Here is a 23,510-nt window from a genome sequence, read left to right on the forward strand (position 1 = left end):
AGAACTTCCCGATGGTACTCACGATATAGGGGTCACGTGCTGTTCTTTCACAAAATGGGCCAGGTTCAACCAGTAGTGGTCGGTTGTTTCCATGCCAACGATGACGTCCTGGAACCCTTGCTCCGTAGCAATCTTTCTGAACCAGCTAACGAACAATTCAAAGCCTTCACGGTCGTTCTCAAACGTAATAGCCTTCCCGAACTCGACTCCGCGGTAGTCTTGTGCCCGGGCGACATGTTTGAATTTAGCGATGTCTACACCGATAATTAAGGTAGAAGAAGTGATTTGATTAATACGTTCATTTTGAGTAGAATTCATCTTGTAGTCTCCTTGGTTTGTTTTTGGATCCAGTCGCTGGCCAGCATCGTGGACCCATTTACATCATACCAAGGAGTCTTTTTCATTCTGAAACCTCTTATTTCAACTTACGCTTATATAAAAACTAAACCTACTTCATTATCAATATAGGGGACAAACTTGATAAATAGTGATTACTTTCTCCGTTGCAACGGCATTTTAAATTGACTGATTATTTATGTATTTGAAAGGCCTGATTTGCAGCGTCCCAATACGATCCGTAGCCGGAAAACCTTCGGTCACTGGGAGCTGGATACGGTCGTTTCCAGCCGAGGAAAGAGTAAACTTGTGTCGACACATCGTAGAGGCAAAAACACGTTTTTACCAAGTGATTATATGACGATCGCACGGCATTATCGATGAAGATCGCGTTTGGCTTACTGGCGGCTCAGTATCCGATGTCTGCGATTCGGAGCGCGACCGTGGGCGAGGGAAAGAATTCGCCTGTCACAGAGAATTGGAACGACTGTACGGCGTGGGTGTCTATTTCGCCGGCCCGTACTCATCCTGGCAACGAGACTCCAACGAAAATACCAAGTCTTGGGCGTGAATTAATCTCAAAGGGTCATAACTTCGCTCAGGTGACAGATGCTGATCTGGGACAAGCTCTCGCCCTGATTAACAACCGACCCCGAAAAACTTAAGATGGAAGTCCTCTTACGAATCGTTTCAGGAGGAACTGTTGTACTTGTCTTGACAATCCGTCTATTAAAAAAGGTGAAAAAAAACCATCATTTCACTGGTTTTCTTTCACCTTTTACGGTTTAAAGCTTTTTCAGTAGCTTATATAATGACTCTAATTATTCAAACCGTAAATTTCCATCAGTTATTATAAAATCCAAATGTTTTATTTAAGGCTTGTAACTCACTCTCATGAACTTCCGTTATTTTGATTATCTTATTGTTATCATCTTTAATCACTTTGAAATCGGATTTCCTTTAGCATCATAGTAAAAGTTATTTGATCTACCTTCATTTTTTATATCCTTATCAACAAACAATCTGACTTGCTTGCCATGGAAGAGAAATCTGTCCTCTTTCTTATCATAAGTTAGACCATAGGCAATGTAATCCTTTAAAGAATCGTAATTAAAATCGGCACCTTCACCAGCTTCTTGTGCTGAGGTAGATGAACTGAGGCTTGTATCGTGATGATTTTCGATGGCTTGGATTTCAGGTGTACTCGGCGGATGGGGAGCGCGATGAAGTCCAGCGGCAAGCCGATGAGCAAGACCAGGTATCCATATTCGGTTCAACTAACCCGATCAGGTCCATGAGCGTTCTCCCTCTTGTGCTGCAAAGTCCCGCCAGCCGAGACCAGCTTGTTTTGCGGCAAAATCAAATAAAAAAGTGCAAGAACCGCCAGTAAAGCAGCGCTGATGCTAATGGCAGCGGCATTCGTATACTGGCTGGCTATCCCTCCCCCGATGACCGGGCCAATCATAATACCGAGCCCTTCAATCCCGGAGAGTACTCCCCACCCGGTCCCCTTCTGATCCTCCGGAACAAGGTACGACAGCACCGCATTCCAGGCCGGAAGCACGGCTGAGTAAGACAATCCCAGCATAAAGGCAAACAGCATCGTTAATGCAGGCGGGGGCATGGATACGACTAACAGAGCCAATACGACCGTAAGCGATACGAAACCGGCGAACAGCATTTGCTTGTGCCCCCATCGATCAGCCAGCTTTCCCATCGGGACAAGAAACAGCATCGCGCCGGCCCCGCCTAATATGAGCATTAGCGAATATTGCGGCTGGCTCAGACCAAGATGGTCAGCGGCAAAACCGGGCAGTATCGGCAGCAGCAGTCCCGCGGCGGTCATCTGCAGGACCATGCCTGGCAGCAGCCATTTTAGCTGAACGAGCCTTCTTCGCAGTCCTGCCGCTTGTTCGGCAAAGCTGACGTTCTGGAGATGCAAGGGAATTGTTCTGTTAATCCCGAACGATGCGATGCAGCCGACGGCGAGCAGCGCAACCATCAGCCGGAAGGCAGGTTCGAAGCCATAATCGAAGGTGAGATTGATTGTGACCGGCCCCAGACCGATGCAGGCCAGCCACACGGTGTATATCGCTCCCATCTGGGCCGCCCGCTCCGTAAGTCGGACTTTCTCCAGACAAATGAGCCATATAGGCGACGCCCCCATCCCAAGTATCACGGAACCGGCAACAAGCCCCCAGGCATACGGACTAAAGAACACGGCGGCTAGTCCGGACAGCATCAGGACGAAAGTGGCAGGCAGCAGCCAGCGCAGCGAAAACCTGTCCAGCAAATATCCAGCCACACATTTAATCAGCGTATCGGCTGTATAATGAAGCGAGACGGCAAGACCGACCAAAGCAACAGTTTGCCCCGACTCGTTGACGGCAAAGTTCGGCAGGAACGAGAACAAGAAAGCGCTTCGGACAAACTCTGTGCAAAAAAGCACCGTGAACAGCGTCAGAGTAGAATGCTTGAACGCGCTCCTCCCGCTCATCATATTCCACTCCTTCTTAAGGGACTTGCCTCAGGAAACAAATGCCGGACAATATGGTCCGCAGCCGCTTTCTGCCTTGCTGCGAGCAGCCCGTTCATCATCGACTGCTTGATCTGCTCAGAGGAGATCATCGCTTGTATCTGCAACACCAGATCATGAATCGTAAAGGCCACGACTGCCGCTCCTTTGCGCTGCAAATACAGGGCATTTTCCTTCTCCTGCCCCAGAAACGGATTTAGGATGAAAATTGGAACCCCGGCCTGAATCGTCTCGGATAGTGTAACGCCTCCCGCTTTCGTGACTACGCAGCAGGCGCTGCTCATCAGAACATGCAATTGATCGGTGAAGCCGAATACATCCACTCTTGCATCATCCGCCCAGCTCTCCGCAAGCCTCCGTCTCCATCCTTCCTGCCGGCCGCAAATCACTCGAATGCGGACGCCTGACAAGAGCAGCAGCTTCCCGATGAGCCTCGATAGCGAATGCAATGTGCCGCAGACGTTAGCCATAAGCAGAATCACATGCTCATCTGCTTCTTTAACGGAGCCGGGACCACTCATTGCCGCATCATGAAATGACTCCCTGACCGGAATTCCGGTCACGGTAATACGACTCTCGGGGACGCCCTGCCTGACCATGGCCTCTTTCACGTCGCTGGCAGGGACAAAATAATGATCCGGCTTGGCGAACAGCCATCTTCGGTGAACGTCAAAGTCCGTTATGACAACAGCAGTCCGGGGACGGATCGCAGATAATGCCTCGCTGCTTGGCAAGCTGCCGAACGGGAATGTATAAATTAAGACTTCCGGCTGGTACTGGAGGATGATTTTCTTGAGCCTGTCGCCGCCAAGACTGTTCATCCAGGCTGCGATCTTTCCTTTCATGGGAAGCTGGTTGGTCAGATGGTAGGTCCATCCGTAATAGGGAATCCCCAGGCTGTCTGCATACAGGCTTTGCCGGTACAGATAGCGGATTATTTTGTTCAGCACAGGATAAGCTTCCCGGAACAAGTCGACAACCGCCACCTGGCTATAACCATTGCGGATCAAGCTTTGCTGCAACACCTTGGACACCTGATGATGACCTTCTCCGTAATCGGCCGTTAAAATTAAAATTTGCGGTTCCTGTCCCACTATTGTCACCTCATTTCCTTTGTCAAGCCATTTCATCCAAACGAACGAATTGCAAGTTGCGTCCCTGTAATTGATGCAGTACTTCCTCCAGAGCCCGAAGCATAAAATATGGCGCGTGACGGTCCGCTCCCGGCGAATCTCCGCTGTCATGCAGCAAAATAACTGATCCGTCCGTAATTCCGTTCAGCAGCGTTGCCTTCAGTTTCTTGCGGCAGCTTCTGCTGCGCCAGTCCCCCGCCTTCAAGGACCAGAGTACAATGCGGTACGATTTGGGATGAAAGAAATCGAAAGCGTTCATGAGCCCCCACGGCGGACGATAGTGATCCGGCCTTTTTCCAATTATGGATTCAATAATATCTGCGGTCCGTTTCATATGATCACGCCGCACCGTCCAGGGAAGCATCAGCCAATTGGAGATGTGATTGTAATTGTGGATTCCAATCTGATGACCTTCACGATCCATTCTTCTGATCAGATCCGGGTGCAGCTCCGCCTGCGAGCCAAGCACGAAGAATGTGGCCTTCACTTGATAATCCTGCAATAAATCCAATAATTCCGGTGTATACCTCGGATGCGGCCCATCGTCGAACGTGAACGCTACCTGGTTCTTGGTCGTTCCCTTACGAAAGGCCCCAAATTTGATCATTCTTGGCAGAAAACTAGGAATTATCATATACAGACTGATGAAGCCTATGAGCCCAACCAACAAATATTTAACAAGCAACGTCTTTATCCCCCTTAGTGAAAATTAAGCTTAAGCATACTGCTGCAAGGAGCAAACCCATTTTTCTTCCTGTGTATCGCTCTGCATGCTCAGAATTTGTATGACCGCATGTCTGGCGGAATCCTGCTGTCTGCACAGCCCTGCCTTCTCCCTCATTTCTTCCAATAGGGAAGGCTGTTGAACCAGCCGCTGAAGCTGATCCTGCAAATTGTCAATCTGACATAGATATGCTACTCCCGCTTGAATCAAATAATCGGCATTATCCTTTTCCTGCCCCAGCCGTGGCTCCAGCAGCAGCATGGGAAGCTGAAGCGCCAGCGCTTCGGAGGTCGTCAGTCCGCCCGGCTTGGTAATCAATACGTCTGCGGACGCCATCCATTCATGGATTCCCTCCATGAAGCCTGTCAGTATGACGTTATCCCTGTCTCCCAACGCTTCACGCAGGCGGTACAGCAACTTCACATTGCGTCCGCATACGATGACAAATTGCACGTTAGGGGGAAAAGAGTCAGATTGCATTTGCTCGATGAAGGATTTATCGATAATCCCGCAGCCGCCACCCATCACCAGCACGACAAAGGCGTCAAGAGCCAAGGCCAGCTTCTCGCGCAGCCGGTCTTTATTGTCATGCTGACTGTAGGATGGGCGAACAGGGATGCCCGTTACAGCGATTTTGTGGTCAGCAACGCCTTTTCTCTGCAGAGCTGCACGCACGCCTTCGGAGCCAACCAGATACAGATCCGTAGACGGATGTATCCAATAGCTGTGATCGGAATGGTCGGTAATGACCGTTGCCGCAGGCAGATCCGTCATTCCTTTTTCCTTAAGCAAGGAAATGGCGGCTGATGCCAGCGGGAACGTGCTGACAATCAACGTCGGCTGTTCCTCATTCAGAAGCTTGAGCAGCCGCTGCAGGCTGGTCGTGAGAAAATGCTTCAGGAAGAAAGTAAGTGTACTGTCCGTCCGGGTCTTCTGATATATATATCCGTATGAGGAAGGAAAATGCTTCACCCATTGCAGGAAGCAATACCGTTCAACCACATGCATGCGGGGATGGATCCATTGCATAAAGTCGACCACCTCTACTCCCTGTTTGTACAGCACCGATGCCTCTAAAATCGCCTTGGCCGCCTGCATATGTCCATCCCCGAGCGCGCCGGACAGAATCAGCAGCTTTTCCCGTTTCATGCTATTCATCAACAATCGCCTCCCTCGTGAAATTTAACTATGCATGAACAAAACAACCAGCACCGCCGTTAGGAATCCGACCATCCCACCAGCCACACAATCGATCGGATAGTGATAACCCCAATAAACCCGGGATATGGCCACCAACAAGGCCAGACCAATCAAGACAAGCATAATTGCCGGCGATGAGGCCAACATAAAAGGTGTAACCAGGGCGAAAATAGCGGTAGTATGGCCGGATGGGAAGGAATAATCCTTCAACGGGAATTTGCCTACCTTCACCTGCTCCAGCTTGCGGAAAGGCCGGTCTCTGCGCACCTTTCTCTTGATCAGGACAGCAATGATATGGCTAACGGCCAGTGAGATCAAGCTTTGCAGCCCGATTCTGCTGAACTCCCCCTCGGCGAACCATGCCAAGGACACTGCGCAAATGATGGTAAACAAAGCTCCGCCCAAATGGGTAATCCATCCGAACAATCGGTCCATTGCCCGACTGCTCAGCCGCTGGTTGCACCAGAAGAACATCGTTTGATCAATTCGCCTTATCCACTGCATCCTGTTTTCCGCCTCCATTCCCTGTTTTTTCGATCGGTTGATGTTCATCCCTTATCTTCCTCCGCTCGCACAGCTTCCGTATCAAGAACCATATTGCCGCAATCGCAACACCAATGCCCACCAGCGTAATCGTGAGAACTTGGTTCACCATATTCTCTGCCGCACGGCCATATATATAGAAGAGAAAACCGACTACATAAAACTTCACCGCCCGGCCAATGGCCGCATAGCTGAGCAGCTTCCACAATGGATAATTCATGCATCCAGATAAAATCGTAAATATTTTAAATGGGATCGGAGTGAACGATCCGATCAGGATTGCAGCCTCGCCGCGGCGGGCAAATAAGTCGCTTGCCGAATCCAGCCATTTTTTCTTCATTACACCACCCATAACATGCTTTCCCGACACCTTGCCGATCCCATAACCGATCGGTGTCCCAAGCAGACTTCCTGCAAAGCCAACCGTAGCGAGCCATAAAGCCGACTCCGGTTGCACCGCGCTTAAAGAAAGCTGCAGGAAGAACGCCGGGATGGGGAAAATAATCGCATCGAGCATAGCGTGAATGAAAAGTCCCGTCGCTCCAAAGTTCTGTAAAAATTCCATAATTTTATCCATGAATGCCTATCCCGCCTTTGTTACAGAGCATGATGAAAAATAGGTTGCCTCCGGGCGGTATGGGTTTCCAATCGCTGTGTTTCCAACTCCATACCGCCCTCCAGGAACTTACTCACCACGCTCTTAGTTTCTTTTTTTTAATTAATTGGAGCTTGATTTGGGTAGACATAACTCCTTTGAAACGGACCGTCACTTCACCGTCATAAATCGGTTCCTCAGCGAGCAGCGGGAGTGAATCAGCATCATCGGTATCAATTTTTCGGTCTTGCGGCCAATCCGCTTCTTGCCTTCAGGGTGCATGACGGATAACAATAATCGGAGATAAGCCGTTGTAATGCGTTGGAACAGATCGGACTTCATCGGTTGTTGTTCGAAACCAAGACCATGTATCAAACCACGATGAAGCAGCGTAACGCCGACTAACGCCTTCACCTCTCTGAACTCCGGCTGACTTGCGAATGCCTCGCTGATCTGCTGCATGGATTTCCGTGTAAGCCGGGCCGTCATGAGCGCTGCGCGGTCTGAGTCTTCGGATTTGATCAGCGTCAGAATCGTTTCATTATTGAGATGGAGTTCCCCGACCAGATCGCCTTTATTGATGATCGTGGAGTCCGCACAGACGATACTCTCCCCTCGGTGTTTCTTAATCATGACTTTGCAAATTCCAAAGTGCGATGTATGCGAGCCGCGAAAGCGTGAAATCCAATCGAACCCTCTTTCCCACACCATCCAGGCCGCCTGCATTGAAGATTTGCGTAAACGAAGCAACATTGATCCAATCATCCCTCATTCTTATTTTAATCGACAAATTTTATTGAAATTGTCCAACTGAAATAATATTCCTATGTGAATTCCTTATTTTTGTTACTTTTATGATAGAGGATTTAACCAAAAAAGCATCCGGGCTGAGGTACTGGATGGTGGCCCGTCTTGAGGGGGGCCTTCACTCAATTTGATGCACATCGCTGATCGCTCAAGTTTAATCTGATATATAAGTGCGACCAAAAATAATTTCGTTACATGCTAGTTGAGATTCATTTGCACTCCTAACAATCCAATCAGGTAATACTGATAAGATGGCTTCTCCTTCTGAAAAGTCCGGATGACCCGAATCACATCGGTACGATGCTGATCGGAAACCTTCAATTAAAGCAGTGTGCAGCGCGTGCCGGGAAAATGACGGAAAGTCCCCTCATAGACATCTTCTTCAACAAACCCTGCAACCTAAGGATTCGTCGCCCTCTTACGGCCGAAGCTAAACAATTCATTCAGTTCTGCGTACCACCTGTAAGAAATGTACAGCTGAATAAGAACGTGAGTTCAAATCCCTGAAGTAGCGAATCGTTAAAGAGCAGCGTTAGGAATCCGTCTCCAATATAGCTATTATAGTAAGTGCAACTCCTTTTCGAATGGTGAATGATTTCATAACGCAATCGCTCCTATTATTTTAGAATCTTGTTCTGCTTTACCCCCTCATCTTACCTCCGATACTGTTAAATCGAACAGTGATAAAACCGCCAAGCTTTTGATGACATTGACTTGGACCTGTCACATATACCGCATGACAAACTGTCAACTGTCTTATATGACGTGCTTGCTAAACTACGTTCTAACCGCAGTTACCCCACCCTCTTTCGCTTGACGGATCGGGAAGTTATATTGCATGATAGTCTGAATCATTCGGAAATTGAGATGAAGGAAGCCTTGAAACTTATTTATAATGGAGGAATCTGGATCGACCAATCGGTCGCTACGCGAGTTTTCGAAGAGATGAAGCGTCAACGTGAGCAGTTGGAGAAAATCGGTTCAAGTCAGGGAAACTACCCGTACGGGCTTACGAAACGCGAGATGGAGTTCTGGAGCATCTGTTGAGCGGACTGCGCTACAAATCGATCGCCACCAAGCTATTTTTATCGGAGGGAACGATCCGCAATTACTGCTCGATTCTCTACTCAAAACTCGGCGTCAACAACCGCGAAGAAGCAATAGAAATGGCGCGAATGAAGAATATCGTGTAGCTGGAGAATTTCCCGATGGTACTCACGATATAGGGGGCACCTCACGAAACGGAAAAAATCGTACGCTAAGCAATGCGTTGCAGAAAAAACCGGACCCTTACAGGGGAATCCGGTTCTCGTCATAGCAGCAAGTGAAGTTGAACTATCGTGTCCCGTTACTTTAACGATGTAATCGAACTGAAGCTAAATGCATTAGATCCAAATATCATTGACTGCTGTTAATTCTGACTCAGTCTCGCCAGTGTTTACTACGCCCCTGGGCTCTACTAACATGATATGATACTCCTGGTTAGCGAAAGTTTTGTGTTCGACACCCTTGGTACAATAAACAACATCTTGGGAAATCTTTACTTGGCTATCGCGGAAATCAATGAACATCTCTTCTTCGAGCACGATAAACACCTAGTTGGTATCTTGATGAGGAGACCAATGTATTGATCTTAGATAATTTCTCATTCAGACTATTACTTTATTTTTCAGTCTAGAACTTTAGACACCTACAATAAAGACCGCAAAGGCTTAAGCCCTTACGGTCTAATTTACTTCTGGCATCCTGAGTCCATTTTCACTTTTCTTGTTTCGTTTCGTCCCCCGTCCATAGTCGTTGGTGACAAAATCCAGTATTCGGTTGACAGCACCAAAAATGGCCAGGCGGACATTACAGTTACCAAGAATGAAGCATCTAACGATTATGTAGATATGCCACAATGGTACATGGAGGAACTGGCCGTCCATGTTAAAAGCATGCGGAAATTAAGGTTTGAGACAAAGGCAAATGGGACATGGAAAGGCGGGGATCGTAACTTTGTTTTTCATTCAGGTACAGGGAAACCCTATTACCATACAACGCCGTCCCAGCAGTGGAAAAACTGGTGTGAGCGGCACAGCTTCCGTAATGTATCACTTCATGATCTCCGCCATACAAATGCAACGTATTTGCTTGGCTAGGGAGCATCTATCAAGGAGATTCAACATCGATACGACATTCCACATCTCAGGTGTCTTCAGATACCTATGCTCACATCACCAAGAAGCTTAGTCGTAAAACAACAGCACACCTAGATGTCTTCGATCCAAAAGTTCGTCCCCAATCCGTCCCCAGGAGCGAAAAAGGCGCTCACTCCCTGTGATCCTGTGATATGGAAGCGAGGATTTCAATCACTAAAAAATAAAAAACCCCTTGATAATCAAGGGATCCAAAAGAAAAACGATAGTGCCGAGGACCGGGATCGAACCGGTACGGTAGTCACCTACCGCAGGATTTTAAGTCCTGTGCGTCTGCCAATTCCGCCACCCCGGCATAATCTTAGGAACGCTACTCTTTACACTTACTTGTCTTACAAGTATCTGAGAAACACAGAAGTGTTCTCGCTATGTAAATGTCGTTCAACCGGGCACCAACATATAATACGATAATTTCATCGGATTGTAAAGTGTTTTTTAAAAAAAATAATAAAATTTTCTTTTTGTATAACTTATGCACATTTGAATTACACTAATAAACGTCTTTCCAAACTACCAGAAGGGGTGTTACGAATGCGTGAAGGTATGATTCCAGCTGTTCTTGGAACGGTAGTATCGGCTTCAGGCGCTGTGTTGCTGAGCAGTAAGTACAAACTTGCAGCTACAGGCATTCTCGGTTTCGGACTGGCTCATGTTGTTCTGGGAGCGATTGATCTGATTGAGCATCGCTAGTTGTTTGGGAAGTGCCGGGCGGGATTACTCCCCCCCGGTTTTATTTTTATCAACGTTTAGTCTGGAGTACAAACGTTTATGTAAAGTATAGAAGCTGAATTTACCTAATAAAAGGAGCTGTGATGTGCTATGAGAGATAATAACTCTGAAAAGAATCGTACTGACGATCAAATTGAACATAAACAATCCCTGGACAAGCGCGAGCCAGGATTTAATCGCATTCCTGACACTGATGCAGATACACCTGCTGCTACCGATATGATTGATGAAGCCATAGGTCGCGGGATAGACAAGTTACGTAACGATTTCACAAAATAAAGCATGGGTAATAGGACATAGGTTTAAAGTAGCCCTTAATGCATTTGTTTTGATATGTACAGCGATTTCGTAAAATCACTTAAAGATCAGCATGATCCAGCCAATGATCGAGATCCACAGCACGATGCTGATTAAGAGTCCACACATGATACCAAAAGAGAAATTACCTTCATTCTTTGGCATGGTACTGCCAAATTTCAATTTAAGCTTCATTTGATTCCAGTTCATAGAACCCCCTCCTTAAGTTCTATTTCGGAATATGAAGCTTGTTTTTGTAGACCTATAGTCATGTTTTTAAAAATAAAAAAGGGTTTTTCGTCCTATCACCCTGATCGCGGAAACAGGATTACAGCTATACCGACCAAACAAATCAATCCACCAATGAAATCGTACAAGTCGGGTGTCTTTTTATCAATCCACCAGCCCCATGCAATGGAAAGAACAATAAAGACACCACCATATGCTGCATATACACGCCCAAAGGAGGAAAATACCTGAAAGGTAGCAATAATTCCATACACAGCTAAAATTACTCCGCCGCAAAGTCCGACATACCATGTCTTCCCTTCCCGCAGCCACTGCCAAATCAAATATCCTCCTCCAATTTCAGCGATGCCAGCCAATATAAAAAGTAAAGCTGCCTTTAGCACCATTTCACATCCCTAATTCTTCAAATTCTTTTTGATTTTTTTGGATATCTCATTAGAGCACTCGACCTAAAATGATAATCAATGCAATCACACCAACCAGAATCAGCAGGTTGCTGACCTGACGCCATAAGCTAGGCACTCCCTCGGAGTGAAGCTTCCGCTGATTGGCATCAAAGTTCGCTTTTGCTCCTTCAGCATCTGCCGATCTAGAGAATGGTCTGTTTTCTTCATTCATAAGAGTACCTCCTTTTCAATCCACTTTAATCATACCAAACTTTTCCGTCGATTTCGCGTTGCTTTTATGTATATACTTACCACATATTTCTGATTGCATCTTCATATATGTGAAGTGTACCCCCTTATGTCAATATTTCGCTGAATATAAAGTCTGATGTCGAATCAAGGTAGAGTGGGTATTTAGACGTCTTTCATTGCAGGACGGTAGTTATGGTATAATTTAGTCAACTTGTTCAAGATCGTAACCAGTGCTCAATTGTTTACTCAACTTGCAATTAAATTCACATCCAAGAATCCACATTCCGTTTACAACCTGCATATTCTGTTTGTAAACCCAGGAGGAGGATACCGATGTCCCCAATCTTTATAGCAAGTTTAATGATAATGGGTATATTTTTATTTCAGGCAGCCATCGTTTTCGGCATCATACATTGGATTTCGAAACGCACTCAACGTCCAGCACAAACCAAAATGTATCTCACAATGAGTTTGCTCGTTGTAATTTTAGGCTTCCTTGTATGGGACAACTGGATACACTCACAGGAATTCAATGGATGGGCCATGATTAGTCTGTTGGTGATTATTATTGGTGCCTATATACAGCTTAGAAAGCAAAAAGAAAAATACTAATCCCATTACCATGCATCAAAGGAGGAGCGCCATGAAATCTCACTCAACACGTTTTTGGTTACAGAGGGTGCTACTGCTAATGCTTGTTTTACTCTTCAGCGGCTCTCAGCAATCGTTCATTGTTGCCGATGCCGCCCCGCCAATTAATGTTCAGGCCTCTGCCAAAGCCAAGCAATTACTTGCCTACCTATCTAATGTACCGGATGGTATGCTAATTTCCGGGCAGCATGATTACTTAGAGGCACCGGATGAACAAAATAACAAGCTTCAACAAATCAGCGGACAATACGCAGGGCTTCACGGCTATGAGTTTGGAGGATTAGCCAATCAGTCTCTTACGGCCCTACGAGAACAACGTCAGCATGTTGTGAATAGTGCTATCCAATGGAGTCGGGGCGGCGGAATCGTAGCTGTTACCTTCCATCAGGCGCTACCGGGCAAACCCAAAACGTGGAAAAACGTACAAGCAAAAATTACTCAAGCTGAATTTAATCGTTACATCACGCCAGGTACCCCGCAATATAAACAACTGATCGCCGATCTGGATGAGGTGGCTTTGTCCCTTAAGACCTTACGAGACGCGGATGTACCTGTTTTATGGAGGCCCTATCATGAAATGAACGGCAACTGGTTTTGGTGGGGAAACAAGCAAAATTACGCTAAGTTGTGGAATTTAATGTATGATCGATTTACTCATGTCCATCATCTGGATAACCTGTTGTGGGTGTGGAGTCCCAATGCCCCAAACGCATATAGCACTCCTTATGATCTTTCCTTCCCAGGTATTAACCGGATAGATATTCTAGCAGCTGATATCTATAACAATGATTACAAATCCTCTTACTATACCGAATTACTAAAGCTTGCGCAAGGCAAGCCTATGGGAATCGGAGAAAGTAATATTCTGCCGAGTGCGAAGGTGCTGCAGAACCAGCCAGCCTGGGCCTATGCCATGACATGGGGTAAGGAACTGTCGGCAACCAATTCACAAGCAGCAATCAGACATTTTATGAACCAAAATAATATCATTACACGAGACCTTCTTCATGAATCTCTGGACTGAAAGAAAAAAGCTTTCACTTCGCTCTAGAAGCAAAGTGAAAGCTTTTTTATACCAAAATCCAAATAAAGTTCTCTAACTATTCCTGATAACCTCTTCTAGATCAATATCGGCATATGCCTCTTCTCCAAGATGTACGGATACAATGGTGTAGATCCGCTTGGACAGTCTAGACATCAGCCGATCACCCGGTGCTACAGAGTATTCTTCCCGATAATCTCCAATTTTGTGAAAACCGCTGGACATATGGATGTACAAGTTGCCCCTACGTGTTTTACCATGCACCAACATCAAATCTCCTCCTGCTGTGTAACCAACCTAATCTCCCTGTTACATGTATATCGGTCAGAACAAGATAGGATATAAGTCCCTGGTATCCTTCTTTCGTTTCTCATGTAGTGCACGTACACGAAACGGGTCTGCCAGTGATGTGACAGACCCGTTTTTGCAAACCCATTTTCGTGATTTAGGAAGAAACTATTCTTGATAGGATTCTGCTATTGCATTCGCTGCAATGATTGCATTGTACACGTCAGCAGGACTAACCGGGAACGGCATGTTGACCATTGTATCATTCGATGCACAAGCAGCTTCAGCCACTTGGCGCCATTCAGCCTCAACAAATTCCTCTACACCCAAGTCACGAAGTGTCAATGGAAGACCTACATCCTTAACCAGTTTAATCACGGTTTCCAGTTCTTCTTTCGGTGCATTTTCCAGCACTAGCTGGGTTAACAAACCAAATGTGACTTTCTCACCATGCTGTGCTTTATGAAGCGAAGGAACAGCCGTCATACCATTATGAATGGCGTGTGCTGCTGCCAATCCACCTGATTCTGCACCAACACCGCTCAGATAAATGGTAGCTTCAATCGTATCCTCCACCGCACGAGTATATACTTTACGATCCACAGCACGTTTGGCCTTCACAGCATTTTCCAGCAACGTATCATAACAAAGACGAGCAAGTCCCAGCCCTGTAGTGGAAGGCTTATTCAGAACCAGGTTATCCCCGTTGGCCTGATAGCAAGCACGAGCTTCAAAATAAGTGGCCAGTGCATCACCGATTCCAGCTGCAAAGAAACGTGCAGGCGCTGCTGCCAGAATGCCTGTATCCGCCAGTACAACGTCTGGATTAGTAGGCAGGAACAGATATTCATCAAAAGAGCCATCTTTTTTGTATATAACCGCAAGCGCGGTACAAGGAGCATCTGTAGAAGCAATCGTTGGGAAAATAACAACAGGCAGCTTTTCATAATAAGCCGTTGCCTTAGCGGTATCCAATGTTTTTCCCCCGCCAATGCCTATGATAATGTTCGAACCATGTTTACGCACCAATTCGCGGTTACGATCAATCTCTTCTTTTGTACATTCATATTGGAATTTCTCGAAGACCACTTGGTTACCAGCTGCTTCAATTGAAGCGCCTGCCTCCTTTTGGGCCCTTTCAAGTATGAACTCATCGCAGATAACAAAGGCTTTATCGCCATAATCCTTAATATAGTCATTTAACGACGAGAGCAGATTTTGTCCAGAAATAAATTTCTTGGGTGAAGTGATGGATCTTACAACGTTTGCCATGTAAATTCCTCCTCAGCTTTGACTCATACTCAAATTAATAACCATTTGGGCATGTGACCCCTTAACTATAAACCTCTTTTCACATTATTAAAAGGCTTATTATGGAATATTTTATGAACAAATTGTGTATCTATTATACTTGAACAGTCGAGCTCCATTCAGAATACAGGATACCCATCATGATACGATCATAACTGTTGCCATCACGAAGAACAGCGGAACGAACTCTACCCTCAAGCTGGAACCCCGCCTTCTCATAAGTTCGGATCGCTTGTGTATTGTACTCAATCACATCCAAGCCGACCCGATTTAAATTGAGCTCATAAAACGCATACCGAAGAATGAGACCTACAGCTTCTGCCCCAAAGCCCTTGCCACGGTACTCCGTATTACCTATACCTATTGCCAGTTGTCCGCTGCGATTATTCCACTCAATCCCGTGGATAGCAACAAATCCGATCAGGACATCATCTGCCAATGTTCTTAATCGAAAATAGACCTCGTTAGATCTGGGAGATCCTTCTGACTCCATCTGTTTCAACGTGTAAGGAAGCGCTAAATCCGTATCTACATTTCGCAGATACTTCGCATCCTCACCCCATTTGAACATCACTTCGGCATCTTCTTCCCTGACTGCGGCCAGCTTTATTCGTTCTCCATAAAATAAATTTTCGATCTTAATGACCCTTCAGCTCCTATTATGAAATGTGTGCTATGTTTTCTGTCATAATTATCATGCTATCCGATGTCCGCAATATAAGCTCTCCCTTATGAATTCAATGTTTAAATTTTACAAAATAATCAAACATAACACAACCAAATCATTACAATTGTCATTGTGTGATACACAAAAAGACCTTGCAGCTGCAAGGTCTTCGCATAACTAATATTTAAACAACATAGCAACCAGCTGATACCCAGCTCCAATCGTCCAGAACAGCACATAATCACCGCGCCGGATACGACCCGATTCAATACCTTCATGTAGAGCAATGAACGGGCTACTGGTTCCTGTGTAACCATATCGATCACCCACATAAATCATTTGGGTATCCTCTAGCTCCAAGTGATCCTGAATCTTTAATACATTTGCTAACGAGAACTGAGACAGACAATAAGCCCGTACATCCTGAGGCGACAGCCCATTCTTTTTTAAAATGCGTTCAAGCAGATCAAATGTAGGAGGCAAGGCCATATTAGCATCGAACGGAAGCCACTGAATATATTTTCCGGGAGCATTCCTTTGGAGTGTTGCCGCTAATCCCTGAGCCGGGTACAAAATTTTATCTATATTGACTGGGTCCGTAAAATACATAGAATCTATAAATCCGGTGTCTTCTTCTGTACGCTCCAAAATAACCGCACATGCAGCATCTCCATAGTTCGCATAAGTAATCTCATCCTCCGGACCGGAAATGAGTGAATTATAATCCGACCCGATAATAAGCGCTGTCCGCACGTCAGGATTAGATAACATCGACCGACTGGCTTGATCGACAGCGACTGTCATCCCTGCACAATTCGCGTTGGAATCCATCACGGCCACATCATGTCTGGCCCCAATCGCATGGTGAACAAACAAGGCATTCATCGGAAACAGTGACTCAGGAACTTGAGTGGAGAACACGATCATATCCACGTCACGGCCTGTCATACCAGCCTGTTCCAGAGCTTTTTGTGCAGCCGCAATTCCCATGGTTAAACCGTTTTCGTTCGGGTCATCAATGATATAACGCTGTCTTCTGCCCATATGCTCCATGAAACGTCGAATATCCTTGCCCCGCTCGTCAAAATGGCGAACATAGTATTCGTTATCCAACGAATGGGACGGATGGTACACACCCAGTGCTTTTATTTTGATATGGCTCATCAGGCTTCCCCCTTACACATACGTCAGCGCATTATTGTACAACAATATCTACGTTGTTTAATCCTGCTTCGCGTGCTACTCGACCAAGCTGCATTTTAATAATGGTTTGTTGAAGGCTGATACCAAAGATTACTTTGGCAAATCCGGTTTCTTTATAACGTACAAATGAGCCCTTCAATTTTTCCACTTCTCCCGGACCCAAAAGTGCCATCTGGGTACAATCTACCTTGAGTGTAAAGCTGGACGCCTGAATGGATGAGGTTTTGGCTACATAATCTTTTACAAAGCTATCATACTCCTCCTGGCTAAACACTCCATTCACCGCCATATGTACCGTTTTCATGGCTTGATCTACTTCGATAGTGTAAGGATGTTGACTCATTTTAGAAAGACTCCTTTAATTTCATTTTTTTGTCTATTAAGAGTATCGGAATAATAGGTAGAATTTTTAATATTAAATCAGATAAATCACCACTAAAATATTACAAATTTGCGAATATAAAAAACCGTCACTGCTCCTAAAGAAGCAACTGACGGCTAGAAATTTGCGTATTCTCATGTGAAATTAATTCGTAAACGTATGGCGACCGAGTGAGATGACAGCCGGGCGACTTTTACTCCATTTGGCTGTGGCAATGGCCGGGTTGTAATAAAACAAGGACCCATTGGTCGGATCAGCACCATTAAGTGCCTGTCTGGCTGCGCGGTACGCAGTCTTGTTGGGTTTCAGGCGGTATTGTCCATCCTGTACAGCGGTGAATTGGCCAGGCTGCAAAATAACGTCCGGGATCGAGCTTGGAAACTCGCCGGACTGAACACGGTTTAATACGACAGCGCCGACAGCCACTTGACCTTCAAACGATTCTCCGCGCGCCTCAGAATAAATGATACGAGCCAGTTGATCCAGCGCGGTTACGCGCACCTTACCGAAGGATTTCAGCTTGGCTTGTGTAGCCGCTCCGGCTACTCCATCAGGTGTCAGACCGTTATCCCGTTGAAAACGAGTCACCGCTTTACTGGTCAGAGAACCATAGTACCCAGTAAACCCGGCTTTGAAATAACCGAGCGAATGAAGCTGCTGTTGAAGCTCCAGCACCCGTTCGCTTTGAACCCCTTTCTTCAAAGCTGACGATTGTGCTTGTGCTTGTCCTGGTGCGGCTGAAAATACAGTACCTAACATACATGCGCAGGACAGGATTAAAATAGATAATTTTTTCATATTCCAGACAACCTCCTCTTTCATGTTCTGTCCGGTGCAACCATTCCGGCCTGTACAACTCAGGGACGTTTATCCGATGATGTTTCTTATGACATAACTTATGCCTAGCTGCAGAAATGACGCGTGGCTACATACGGAATGGGACAATCATGCTTTCACACGTCCGTTGCAGTATACCACAAGCCGCATTTACGTATCATCCGGCTCTGGTCCTAAGACTACCCAAGCAAATAAAACGCCATCCCTAAAGGAATGACGTGTATTAAAAGCAATGGAGCATGTTCTGGATACACTTGAATACGTGACTTTTTTCGCTATTTTTCGCTTTAACTTACCCGGGACCGAAGCCTGATTTCTATGAATTCAAATCACATTTCCGCGCACACATATATGGGCGTATGCATAGAGTAGCGTACGATCCTCAAATTTCGAATAACAGAAAGGCTGGAAACGACGCGTGAATTCATATATGGATTACACCTCTCCTACTGTACAATTCACCTATGATTTAAGAGACAATGTTTTGTTTCAGAAGGATGCTCAAAATTCGATCAACGAGCTGTCGATCCAGCAGCTGAATACATTGGCAAATGTATCGCTGCTGGATATTCGCCTCAGCACTGCTAATGTTGTGGAGCCTCACTATCATCAAAATGCCACAGAACTGGTCTACTGCATCTCTGGAGCCGTAACCGTGTCACTGATTAACCCCTTTACCCGCGAGTTACGGCATTTTCCGATCACACCTGGCCAAGTGGCTAACGTCCCTCAAGGATGGTGGCATTATCTGGTCGCCACGATGGATAACACTCATTTGTTGACGATTTTTGATGCCCCGACCCCTGAATTTATACTGGGATCTGACATTTTGCGCCTAACGCCAAATAACATTATGGCTCATACTTACTGCCTGGATGAGAATAAGGTTCAGGAAGCGCTCGTCCCTATTAAAAAGCCTGTCATCATCGGTCCTCCCAATGACTGCAAGCAGCAGCCCCCCCGAAAACCTGGGATACATGTGAGGCTTGCTGATACTTCACCACACTATCAAGCCGTCCCCCAAAGAGATTACGCCTATACTAACGGATATCCTGGCTTCTCTTTTAATCCCTATCAAGAATAGGCTAACTCTAGTCAGGTCCTAAGTTCGAGGGAATACCTTTTCCCTGTATGTTCGCCGTTACCATAAGACCGTCCCTCTCATAAAATGCCAATGTATAAGAGGGGGTGATGGAATGGACGCTTACTACAACTGTTTGAACTGCATGAATAAAAAGGTGCGTATTCTCACCATGGACGGAAAACAGTACGAAGGAACCATTATGGATGTGGATCGTAATAATGTGTACTTAAAAACAGAACGGAACGGACGTGTACAAACGTCTGCCTTTTACCCTGGCTACGGGTATGGGAATCAAATCTTAACATTGAGCCTGTTCACCCTGCTGGCGATTGCGTTAATTTAATCCCTGACCCATTGTCCGTTCCTGTCTATAGATGCCAATGTACCTCAAATGACAGCTGTCTCGCCCGGCACCATTTGTGTAGGGCTTGTACGCTGTTATTTGAGGTGTTTTATCATTTATTCCATCCTCTAAAACACTTAACCCCCCATCAGTTATATACCGATGGGGGGTTAAGCTACTCATTTTAAATTAAACCCATAAAGACTTCGTAATGATAACGAGCAGAATGAACAGTACCAGAATAGCTCCTGTCGATGTCCAAACTCCTGGGTAGCCTCCTACTGAACCGCCGCCACAACCTCTTTCACATTCACTCATGGTCATTGCCTCCTTCAATTCAAGGTACAACATAGCTTATGTATTGAGCTTTCCTATGGACCGGGCTTTTTGGCAATGTTATGAATGTTTTCGCTGATGGGCATTAGCCTACACCTTTCCTAGGCAGGAGCATAGGATAACACAACTAATCTTGAAGGAGTGAAGCAATTGAATTCAAATCAAATGCTCAATTACAACGTTAATCAACCTTTTCCTCACCATCCTACCTCTCATCACGTCGTGGTGCACCCTGTAGATCCATACGTCGTAGAAACATTAAAATCGGTGATCGGCAAGTACGTTGTACTTGAGACCACTCGTGGCAGAATTGATGGATGCGTAGTTGATTGTAAGCCCGACCATGTCATTTTAGATGTATATGGGAAAAAATTCTTTGTTCGAATCAGCGAAATCGTATGGATCATGCCCAACTAAACAAAACAGACATTAAAAATCCTCGCAGATCCTATTCCGGATTCGCGAGGATTGATCATGATATGATTATGCTAATCGAGCTCTCCTCCAAGTGAAGCCCGGAGTTCATCTATCGTTCCGTTGTATTCATCCAAATCCACTTGGCCTCGAATACCCGGAACACTGCCTGTGCTACTGTACTGCCAAGCCCACCAGTTATTCCAAGCTGGAACCGCGGTCGGCTTTTGCGTAGTGCTGTATCGGGCTACCCACAGTTTATACATAGAAAATGTAGGATCAAACTTGGAAGCAAAGACATTACCCGTGTATACGATCGGCTGACGTCCGGTAAGCCTCTCCATTTCATCCAAAAAGGCATGAGCCACTTCATTAATTTGTGCAGGAGTAAGACCTTTGGGGTTATTTTCATAGTCCATCACAGGGGGCAGATCCAGCCTGCCTCCTGCTGAATCTAGAGCCCTAGCAAAGTTAGCAGCTTCCTGACGAGCTCCATCCGCGGTAGTTGCGTTCAAAAAGTGGTAAGCGCCAACCAAGATGTTAGCCTCTCTGGCACCCTGTACATTTATCAAAAATTGATTATCTTGATATTTTGTGCCCTCTGTAGCTTTAATAAAAGCAAATGTTTTACCTGCCGCTGCCACTTGCTGCCAATCAATATTGCCATTATAGTGTGAGACGTCAATCCCTTGCGCGTGTCCATCGGAAGAAATCACAGGTGCAACAGGTATGGTAGGTAAAACGTTCTCGGTAGTTGATGGCTCCTCCGTTTCCTGATCCAATGCTATAACAACCTTACCATCATCTGCATTGAGTATATGAAAAGGTGTGCTGTTATTAAGATCAACCACAATACGTACCGATGCGGGAGTTGTACTAAACATGGAATATCTTACTTGGGAAACATCTGGATCTTCTGTGACTGGAAAACTTCCTTGTCCACTATTGTCAAATGATTGCGATGCTAGAAATTCCTCAGCAAACTTTGTATCCGGTATGTCTACAACAATACGGTCTGCATGAGTCAACGTAGTTACTTTGGGGGTTACTTTTCCATTAACAGCTATAGTCAATTGGTGATTAGCGAAGCTAATTTGGTTTATAGCCGTGCGCGCACTCTCTTTAGGATTACTTACAGCTGGAGTAGCAGAATGATCATGAGTGGACTCGCTATTCCCGCTTGAAGCAGGTGGAGTCGTCAGGAACACGGTTTTAAGCTCGTTGTTCCAGACCACATCAACCCCTGTCTGTTCGGATACAAAGCGAAGCGGAACATAAGTCGTCCCCTCTCTAAGCAAAGGCGCTACAGCCAATCCCATTTGATGATCATTAACAGAGGCCATGGGATTGTTGACCTGAAGACTGAGGTTAAGATTTTGCTTATGTATAGTTATGGTCCCTGTCTTGGACTCCCAATTCACGCTATAACCCAATTCCTCTACAATGAGACGGAGTGGAACCAGTATATTCCCCTTTACTTCTTGAATCTGAACACCTTTGCCAACACTTATATCTTTACCGTCTAACTGAAGATGTGAACTCGAAGAGGCAGCGTGACTCTCTCTTGGAAATGCTAGTAGAAACAGAAACAAAAAAGCAAATAAACAAATTTTCTTCATTATGTACCCTACCATTCTCTATATTTTCGCTTATGAAATTCTTGCACTCTATGATTCTCAGGACCTCCATTTTGATAGACGCGAATCATATGTAAAAAGTTACGATTGATTCAGTACATATTTCAGTTTTATCATACAAAAGTACTAAAAAACTCTACCAGCTATATAGCAAGCAGAGCTTTTTCCAGTTTTATTAATCTGGTTTACTAGCAATCTTATCACAAACGAATACTTCATGTTCATACTGTTAAAAATGTTAAACCTATAAGAATAATCGAGGTAACAGACAGTACCAGTAAGGGAAGCATTGCTTTCTCTCGCAAAGCCTTAAAGCTCACATTCAGCCCCATACCTACCATAGCCATCGTTAACATAAAGGTGGTAACTTGAGAAATTCCGTTTGTCAGACTAGATGGAACTACAATATATTTTCCAAAAACATAGCTGCCCACAACACTTGTAGCCATAAAGCCGATGAGGAACCAGGGAAACTCCACTTTAGCATCTGTACGAATTTTTCCGGTTCGTTTCATCCAAACCATTAAAACAAAGCTGAGCGGTATGAGCAAGAAAACACGCCCCAGTTTGGCTAATAAGCCCATTGCAAGAGCATCCTGTCCGGCAGGCGCTGCAGCTAAGGCCACATGTGCAATTTCATGTAAACTGACGCCCGACCAGATCCCATATTGCATATCCGTCAAAGGAAGCCAGGGTCGAAGCACGGTAAACAAAATGGCAAATATCGTACCAACCAAGGCAATGAGTCCTACTCCTATGGCTGTATCCTCATCTTTGGATTTTAACAAGGGAGAAACCGCTGCAATCGCTGCTGCACCGCAAACTCCTGTTCCAATACCAAGAAGAAGCGAAAGCGAAGCATCTGCCTTGAAACGTTTTGCCAGCCAAACCGTAAAAAAGATGGAAAATACAACGGTGCCCACATCACGCAAAAGTAAACCCAGTCCATGATGAATGACAACATCCATATTCAGCTTCAGCCCAAATAACACAATCGCTCCGCGTAGTATTTTCTTTGCTGAAAACTCAACCCCTGAGCGCACAGCTTCAGGGTATCCCCACAACTGTCGGTACAGAATAGCGAGAAACATGGCACAAGCCAATGGACCTACATAATGAAAGCCTGGCAATTCGTTCAGACCGTAGCCTGCCAAAGCAAATAACATCGTTAGGATAATGCCAAATATACGCTGGAATAATCGCCCTCTGTTCGAAAATAATTTGGTATGTTGTGTATGACTATTCATGGTGAACCCCTCCAATTCTACATACATCCAGCTTAATATGTTTTTTGTCATAAGAAAAATAAATCATTATAATTATGATAATA

27 protein-coding genes, 1 tRNA gene and 3 pseudogenes are annotated in these 23,510 nt (G+C 45.4%); 9 read left to right on the forward strand and 22 right to left on the reverse strand.

The window, feature by feature from the left end:
* Window positions 1–39 precede the first annotated feature (39 nt).
* A pseudogene (locus NSQ57_RS15785) lies at window positions 40–318 on the reverse strand (transposase); the annotation flags it as partial.
* Between the two features lie 466 nt (window positions 319–784).
* On the opposite strand from NSQ57_RS15785, the pseudogene NSQ57_RS15790 reads away from it, so the two are divergent.
* Window positions 785–892, forward strand: a pseudogene (locus tag NSQ57_RS15790) (IS30 family transposase); the annotation flags it as partial.
* 382 nt (window positions 893–1,274) lie between these two features.
* Here NSQ57_RS15790 and NSQ57_RS15795 read toward each other — a convergent pair.
* From NSQ57_RS15795 to NSQ57_RS15830, 8 genes are all read right to left on the reverse strand, one after another.
* Complete coding sequence (locus NSQ57_RS15795; protein ID WP_342425010.1) at window positions 1,275–1,613, reverse strand: hypothetical protein; 339 nt, start codon at window positions 1,611–1,613, stop codon at window positions 1,275–1,277.
* Window positions 1,610–2,836, reverse strand: a complete 1,227-nt coding sequence (locus NSQ57_RS15800; protein ID WP_342425011.1) for an MFS transporter — start codon at window positions 2,834–2,836, stop codon at window positions 1,610–1,612. Before NSQ57_RS15800 ends, NSQ57_RS15795 begins: the two co-directional genes overlap by 4 nt.
* Window positions 2,833–3,966, reverse strand: a complete 1,134-nt coding sequence (locus tag NSQ57_RS15805) for a glycosyltransferase (protein ID WP_342425012.1) — start codon at window positions 3,964–3,966, stop codon at window positions 2,833–2,835. Before NSQ57_RS15805 ends, NSQ57_RS15800 begins: the two co-directional genes overlap by 4 nt.
* Window positions 3,967–3,988: 22 nt before the next feature.
* Complete coding sequence (locus tag NSQ57_RS15810; protein ID WP_342425013.1) at window positions 3,989–4,690, reverse strand: polysaccharide deacetylase family protein; 702 nt, start codon at window positions 4,688–4,690, stop codon at window positions 3,989–3,991.
* 30 nt (window positions 4,691–4,720) lie between these two features.
* A complete protein-coding gene (locus NSQ57_RS15815; protein WP_342425014.1) occupies window positions 4,721–5,887 on the reverse strand; it encodes a glycosyltransferase in 1,167 nt (388 codons plus the stop codon).
* A gap of 24 nt (window positions 5,888–5,911) precedes the next feature.
* The gene (locus tag NSQ57_RS15820; protein WP_029517704.1) at window positions 5,912–6,433 is read right to left on the reverse strand and encodes a phosphatase PAP2 family protein; all 522 of its coding nucleotides are present in this window, start codon (window positions 6,431–6,433) and stop codon (window positions 5,912–5,914) included.
* The gene (locus NSQ57_RS15825; RefSeq protein ID WP_049816997.1) at window positions 6,411–7,037 is read right to left on the reverse strand and encodes a VTT domain-containing protein; all 627 of its coding nucleotides are present in this window, start codon (window positions 7,035–7,037) and stop codon (window positions 6,411–6,413) included. Before NSQ57_RS15825 ends, NSQ57_RS15820 begins: the two co-directional genes overlap by 23 nt.
* Window positions 7,038–7,238: 201 nt before the next feature.
* Window positions 7,239–7,820, reverse strand: a complete 582-nt coding sequence (locus NSQ57_RS15830; RefSeq protein ID WP_342425015.1) for a polysaccharide deacetylase — start codon at window positions 7,818–7,820, stop codon at window positions 7,239–7,241.
* Between the two features lie 918 nt (window positions 7,821–8,738).
* Between NSQ57_RS15830 and NSQ57_RS15835 the strand changes: the two are divergent.
* A pseudogene (locus tag NSQ57_RS15835) lies at window positions 8,739–9,067 on the forward strand (LuxR C-terminal-related transcriptional regulator); the annotation flags it as partial.
* Between the two features lie 1,214 nt (window positions 9,068–10,281).
* Here the strand turns inward: NSQ57_RS15835 and NSQ57_RS15840 are convergent.
* A tRNA-Leu gene (locus tag NSQ57_RS15840) sits at window positions 10,282–10,367 on the reverse strand.
* A 236-nt stretch (window positions 10,368–10,603) separates the two neighbouring features.
* On the opposite strand from NSQ57_RS15840, the gene NSQ57_RS15845 reads away from it, so the two are divergent.
* Window positions 10,604–10,762: a hypothetical protein gene (locus tag NSQ57_RS15845; RefSeq protein ID WP_013311032.1), complete on the forward strand. Its 159-nt coding sequence runs from the start codon at window positions 10,604–10,606 to the stop codon at window positions 10,760–10,762.
* 129 nt (window positions 10,763–10,891) lie between these two features.
* Window positions 10,892–11,080, forward strand: a complete 189-nt coding sequence (locus NSQ57_RS15850) for a hypothetical protein (protein WP_023989396.1) — start codon at window positions 10,892–10,894, stop codon at window positions 11,078–11,080.
* A 75-nt stretch (window positions 11,081–11,155) separates the two neighbouring features.
* Here NSQ57_RS15850 and NSQ57_RS15855 read toward each other — a convergent pair whose 3' ends face one another.
* The 3 genes from NSQ57_RS15855 to NSQ57_RS15865 form a co-directional block, all read right to left on the reverse strand.
* Window positions 11,156–11,308, reverse strand: coding sequence for a hypothetical protein (locus NSQ57_RS15855; protein ID WP_322251737.1), 153 nt, complete (start codon window positions 11,306–11,308; stop codon window positions 11,156–11,158).
* 95 nt (window positions 11,309–11,403) lie between these two features.
* Window positions 11,404–11,730 carry a YnfA family protein gene (locus NSQ57_RS15860; RefSeq protein WP_023989398.1) on the reverse strand — a complete coding sequence of 109 codons (327 nt, stop codon included), beginning with the start codon at window positions 11,728–11,730 and terminating at the stop codon, window positions 11,404–11,406.
* A gap of 52 nt (window positions 11,731–11,782) precedes the next feature.
* The gene (locus NSQ57_RS15865; RefSeq protein WP_029517708.1) at window positions 11,783–11,965 is read right to left on the reverse strand and encodes a hypothetical protein; all 183 of its coding nucleotides are present in this window, start codon (window positions 11,963–11,965) and stop codon (window positions 11,783–11,785) included.
* Between the two features lie 353 nt (window positions 11,966–12,318).
* Between NSQ57_RS15865 and NSQ57_RS15870 the strand changes: the two genes are divergently transcribed.
* Complete coding sequence (locus NSQ57_RS15870) at window positions 12,319–12,597, forward strand: hypothetical protein (RefSeq protein WP_342425016.1); 279 nt, start codon at window positions 12,319–12,321, stop codon at window positions 12,595–12,597.
* Between the two features lie 31 nt (window positions 12,598–12,628).
* A complete protein-coding gene (locus NSQ57_RS15875; RefSeq protein ID WP_342425017.1) occupies window positions 12,629–13,660 on the forward strand; it encodes a glycosyl hydrolase in 1,032 nt (343 codons plus the stop codon).
* 72 nt (window positions 13,661–13,732) lie between these two features.
* Here the strand turns inward: NSQ57_RS15875 and NSQ57_RS15880 are convergent, their stop codons facing one another.
* The 6 genes from NSQ57_RS15880 to NSQ57_RS15905 form a co-directional block, all read right to left on the reverse strand.
* Window positions 13,733–13,948: a hypothetical protein gene (locus tag NSQ57_RS15880; protein WP_013311038.1), complete on the reverse strand. Its 216-nt coding sequence runs from the start codon at window positions 13,946–13,948 to the stop codon at window positions 13,733–13,735.
* 186 nt (window positions 13,949–14,134) lie between these two features.
* Window positions 14,135–15,238 carry a glycerol dehydrogenase gene (locus NSQ57_RS15885; RefSeq protein WP_029517711.1) on the reverse strand — a complete coding sequence of 368 codons (1,104 nt, stop codon included), beginning with the start codon at window positions 15,236–15,238 and terminating at the stop codon, window positions 14,135–14,137.
* A gap of 133 nt (window positions 15,239–15,371) precedes the next feature.
* Entirely contained in the window at window positions 15,372–15,920 is a 549-nt protein-coding gene (locus NSQ57_RS15890) for a GNAT family protein (protein WP_029517712.1), read from the reverse strand.
* Between the two features lie 201 nt (window positions 15,921–16,121).
* The gene (locus NSQ57_RS15895) at window positions 16,122–17,108 is read right to left on the reverse strand and encodes a ketoacyl-ACP synthase III (RefSeq protein WP_340955927.1); all 987 of its coding nucleotides are present in this window, start codon (window positions 17,106–17,108) and stop codon (window positions 16,122–16,124) included.
* 31 nt (window positions 17,109–17,139) lie between these two features.
* Window positions 17,140–17,490, reverse strand: a complete 351-nt coding sequence (locus NSQ57_RS15900; RefSeq protein WP_029517714.1) for a hypothetical protein — start codon at window positions 17,488–17,490, stop codon at window positions 17,140–17,142.
* A 183-nt stretch (window positions 17,491–17,673) separates the two neighbouring features.
* Window positions 17,674–18,327, reverse strand: coding sequence for a cell wall hydrolase (locus NSQ57_RS15905; RefSeq protein ID WP_340932626.1), 654 nt, complete (start codon window positions 18,325–18,327; stop codon window positions 17,674–17,676).
* 457 nt (window positions 18,328–18,784) lie between these two features.
* Here NSQ57_RS15905 and NSQ57_RS15910 point away from each other — a divergent pair, with 457 nt between their 5' ends.
* Both NSQ57_RS15910 and NSQ57_RS15915 read left to right on the forward strand, forming a co-directional pair.
* Entirely contained in the window at window positions 18,785–19,450 is a 666-nt protein-coding gene (locus NSQ57_RS15910; protein ID WP_165149139.1) for a cupin domain-containing protein, read from the forward strand.
* A gap of 112 nt (window positions 19,451–19,562) precedes the next feature.
* On the forward strand, window positions 19,563–19,793 hold the full coding sequence (locus NSQ57_RS15915) for a hypothetical protein (protein ID WP_029517718.1): 231 nt from the start codon (window positions 19,563–19,565) through the stop codon (window positions 19,791–19,793).
* A gap of 189 nt (window positions 19,794–19,982) precedes the next feature.
* Here NSQ57_RS15915 and NSQ57_RS15920 read toward each other — a convergent pair whose 3' ends face one another.
* On the reverse strand, window positions 19,983–20,111 hold the full coding sequence (locus NSQ57_RS15920) for a hypothetical protein (RefSeq protein WP_013371969.1): 129 nt from the start codon (window positions 20,109–20,111) through the stop codon (window positions 19,983–19,985).
* 168 nt (window positions 20,112–20,279) lie between these two features.
* On the opposite strand from NSQ57_RS15920, the gene NSQ57_RS15925 reads away from it, so the two are divergent.
* Window positions 20,280–20,546 (forward strand): DUF2642 domain-containing protein, encoded by a 267-nt coding sequence (locus tag NSQ57_RS15925; protein WP_025719729.1) that lies wholly within the window; start codon window positions 20,280–20,282, stop codon window positions 20,544–20,546.
* A gap of 71 nt (window positions 20,547–20,617) precedes the next feature.
* Here the strand turns inward: NSQ57_RS15925 and NSQ57_RS15930 are convergent, their stop codons facing one another.
* Both NSQ57_RS15930 and NSQ57_RS15935 read right to left on the reverse strand, forming a co-directional pair.
* Window positions 20,618–22,162 carry a GH25 family lysozyme gene (locus NSQ57_RS15930; RefSeq protein WP_029517719.1) on the reverse strand — a complete coding sequence of 515 codons (1,545 nt, stop codon included), beginning with the start codon at window positions 22,160–22,162 and terminating at the stop codon, window positions 20,618–20,620.
* A gap of 239 nt (window positions 22,163–22,401) precedes the next feature.
* The gene (locus NSQ57_RS15935) at window positions 22,402–23,427 is read right to left on the reverse strand and encodes a putative sulfate exporter family transporter (RefSeq protein ID WP_069010298.1); all 1,026 of its coding nucleotides are present in this window, start codon (window positions 23,425–23,427) and stop codon (window positions 22,402–22,404) included.
* Window positions 23,428–23,510 lie beyond the last annotated feature (83 nt).

This window comes from Paenibacillus sp. FSL L8-0502, from assembly GCF_038593055.1.
In the GTDB taxonomy this organism is placed as follows: domain Bacteria; phylum Bacillota; class Bacilli; order Paenibacillales; family Paenibacillaceae; genus Paenibacillus; species Paenibacillus polymyxa_D.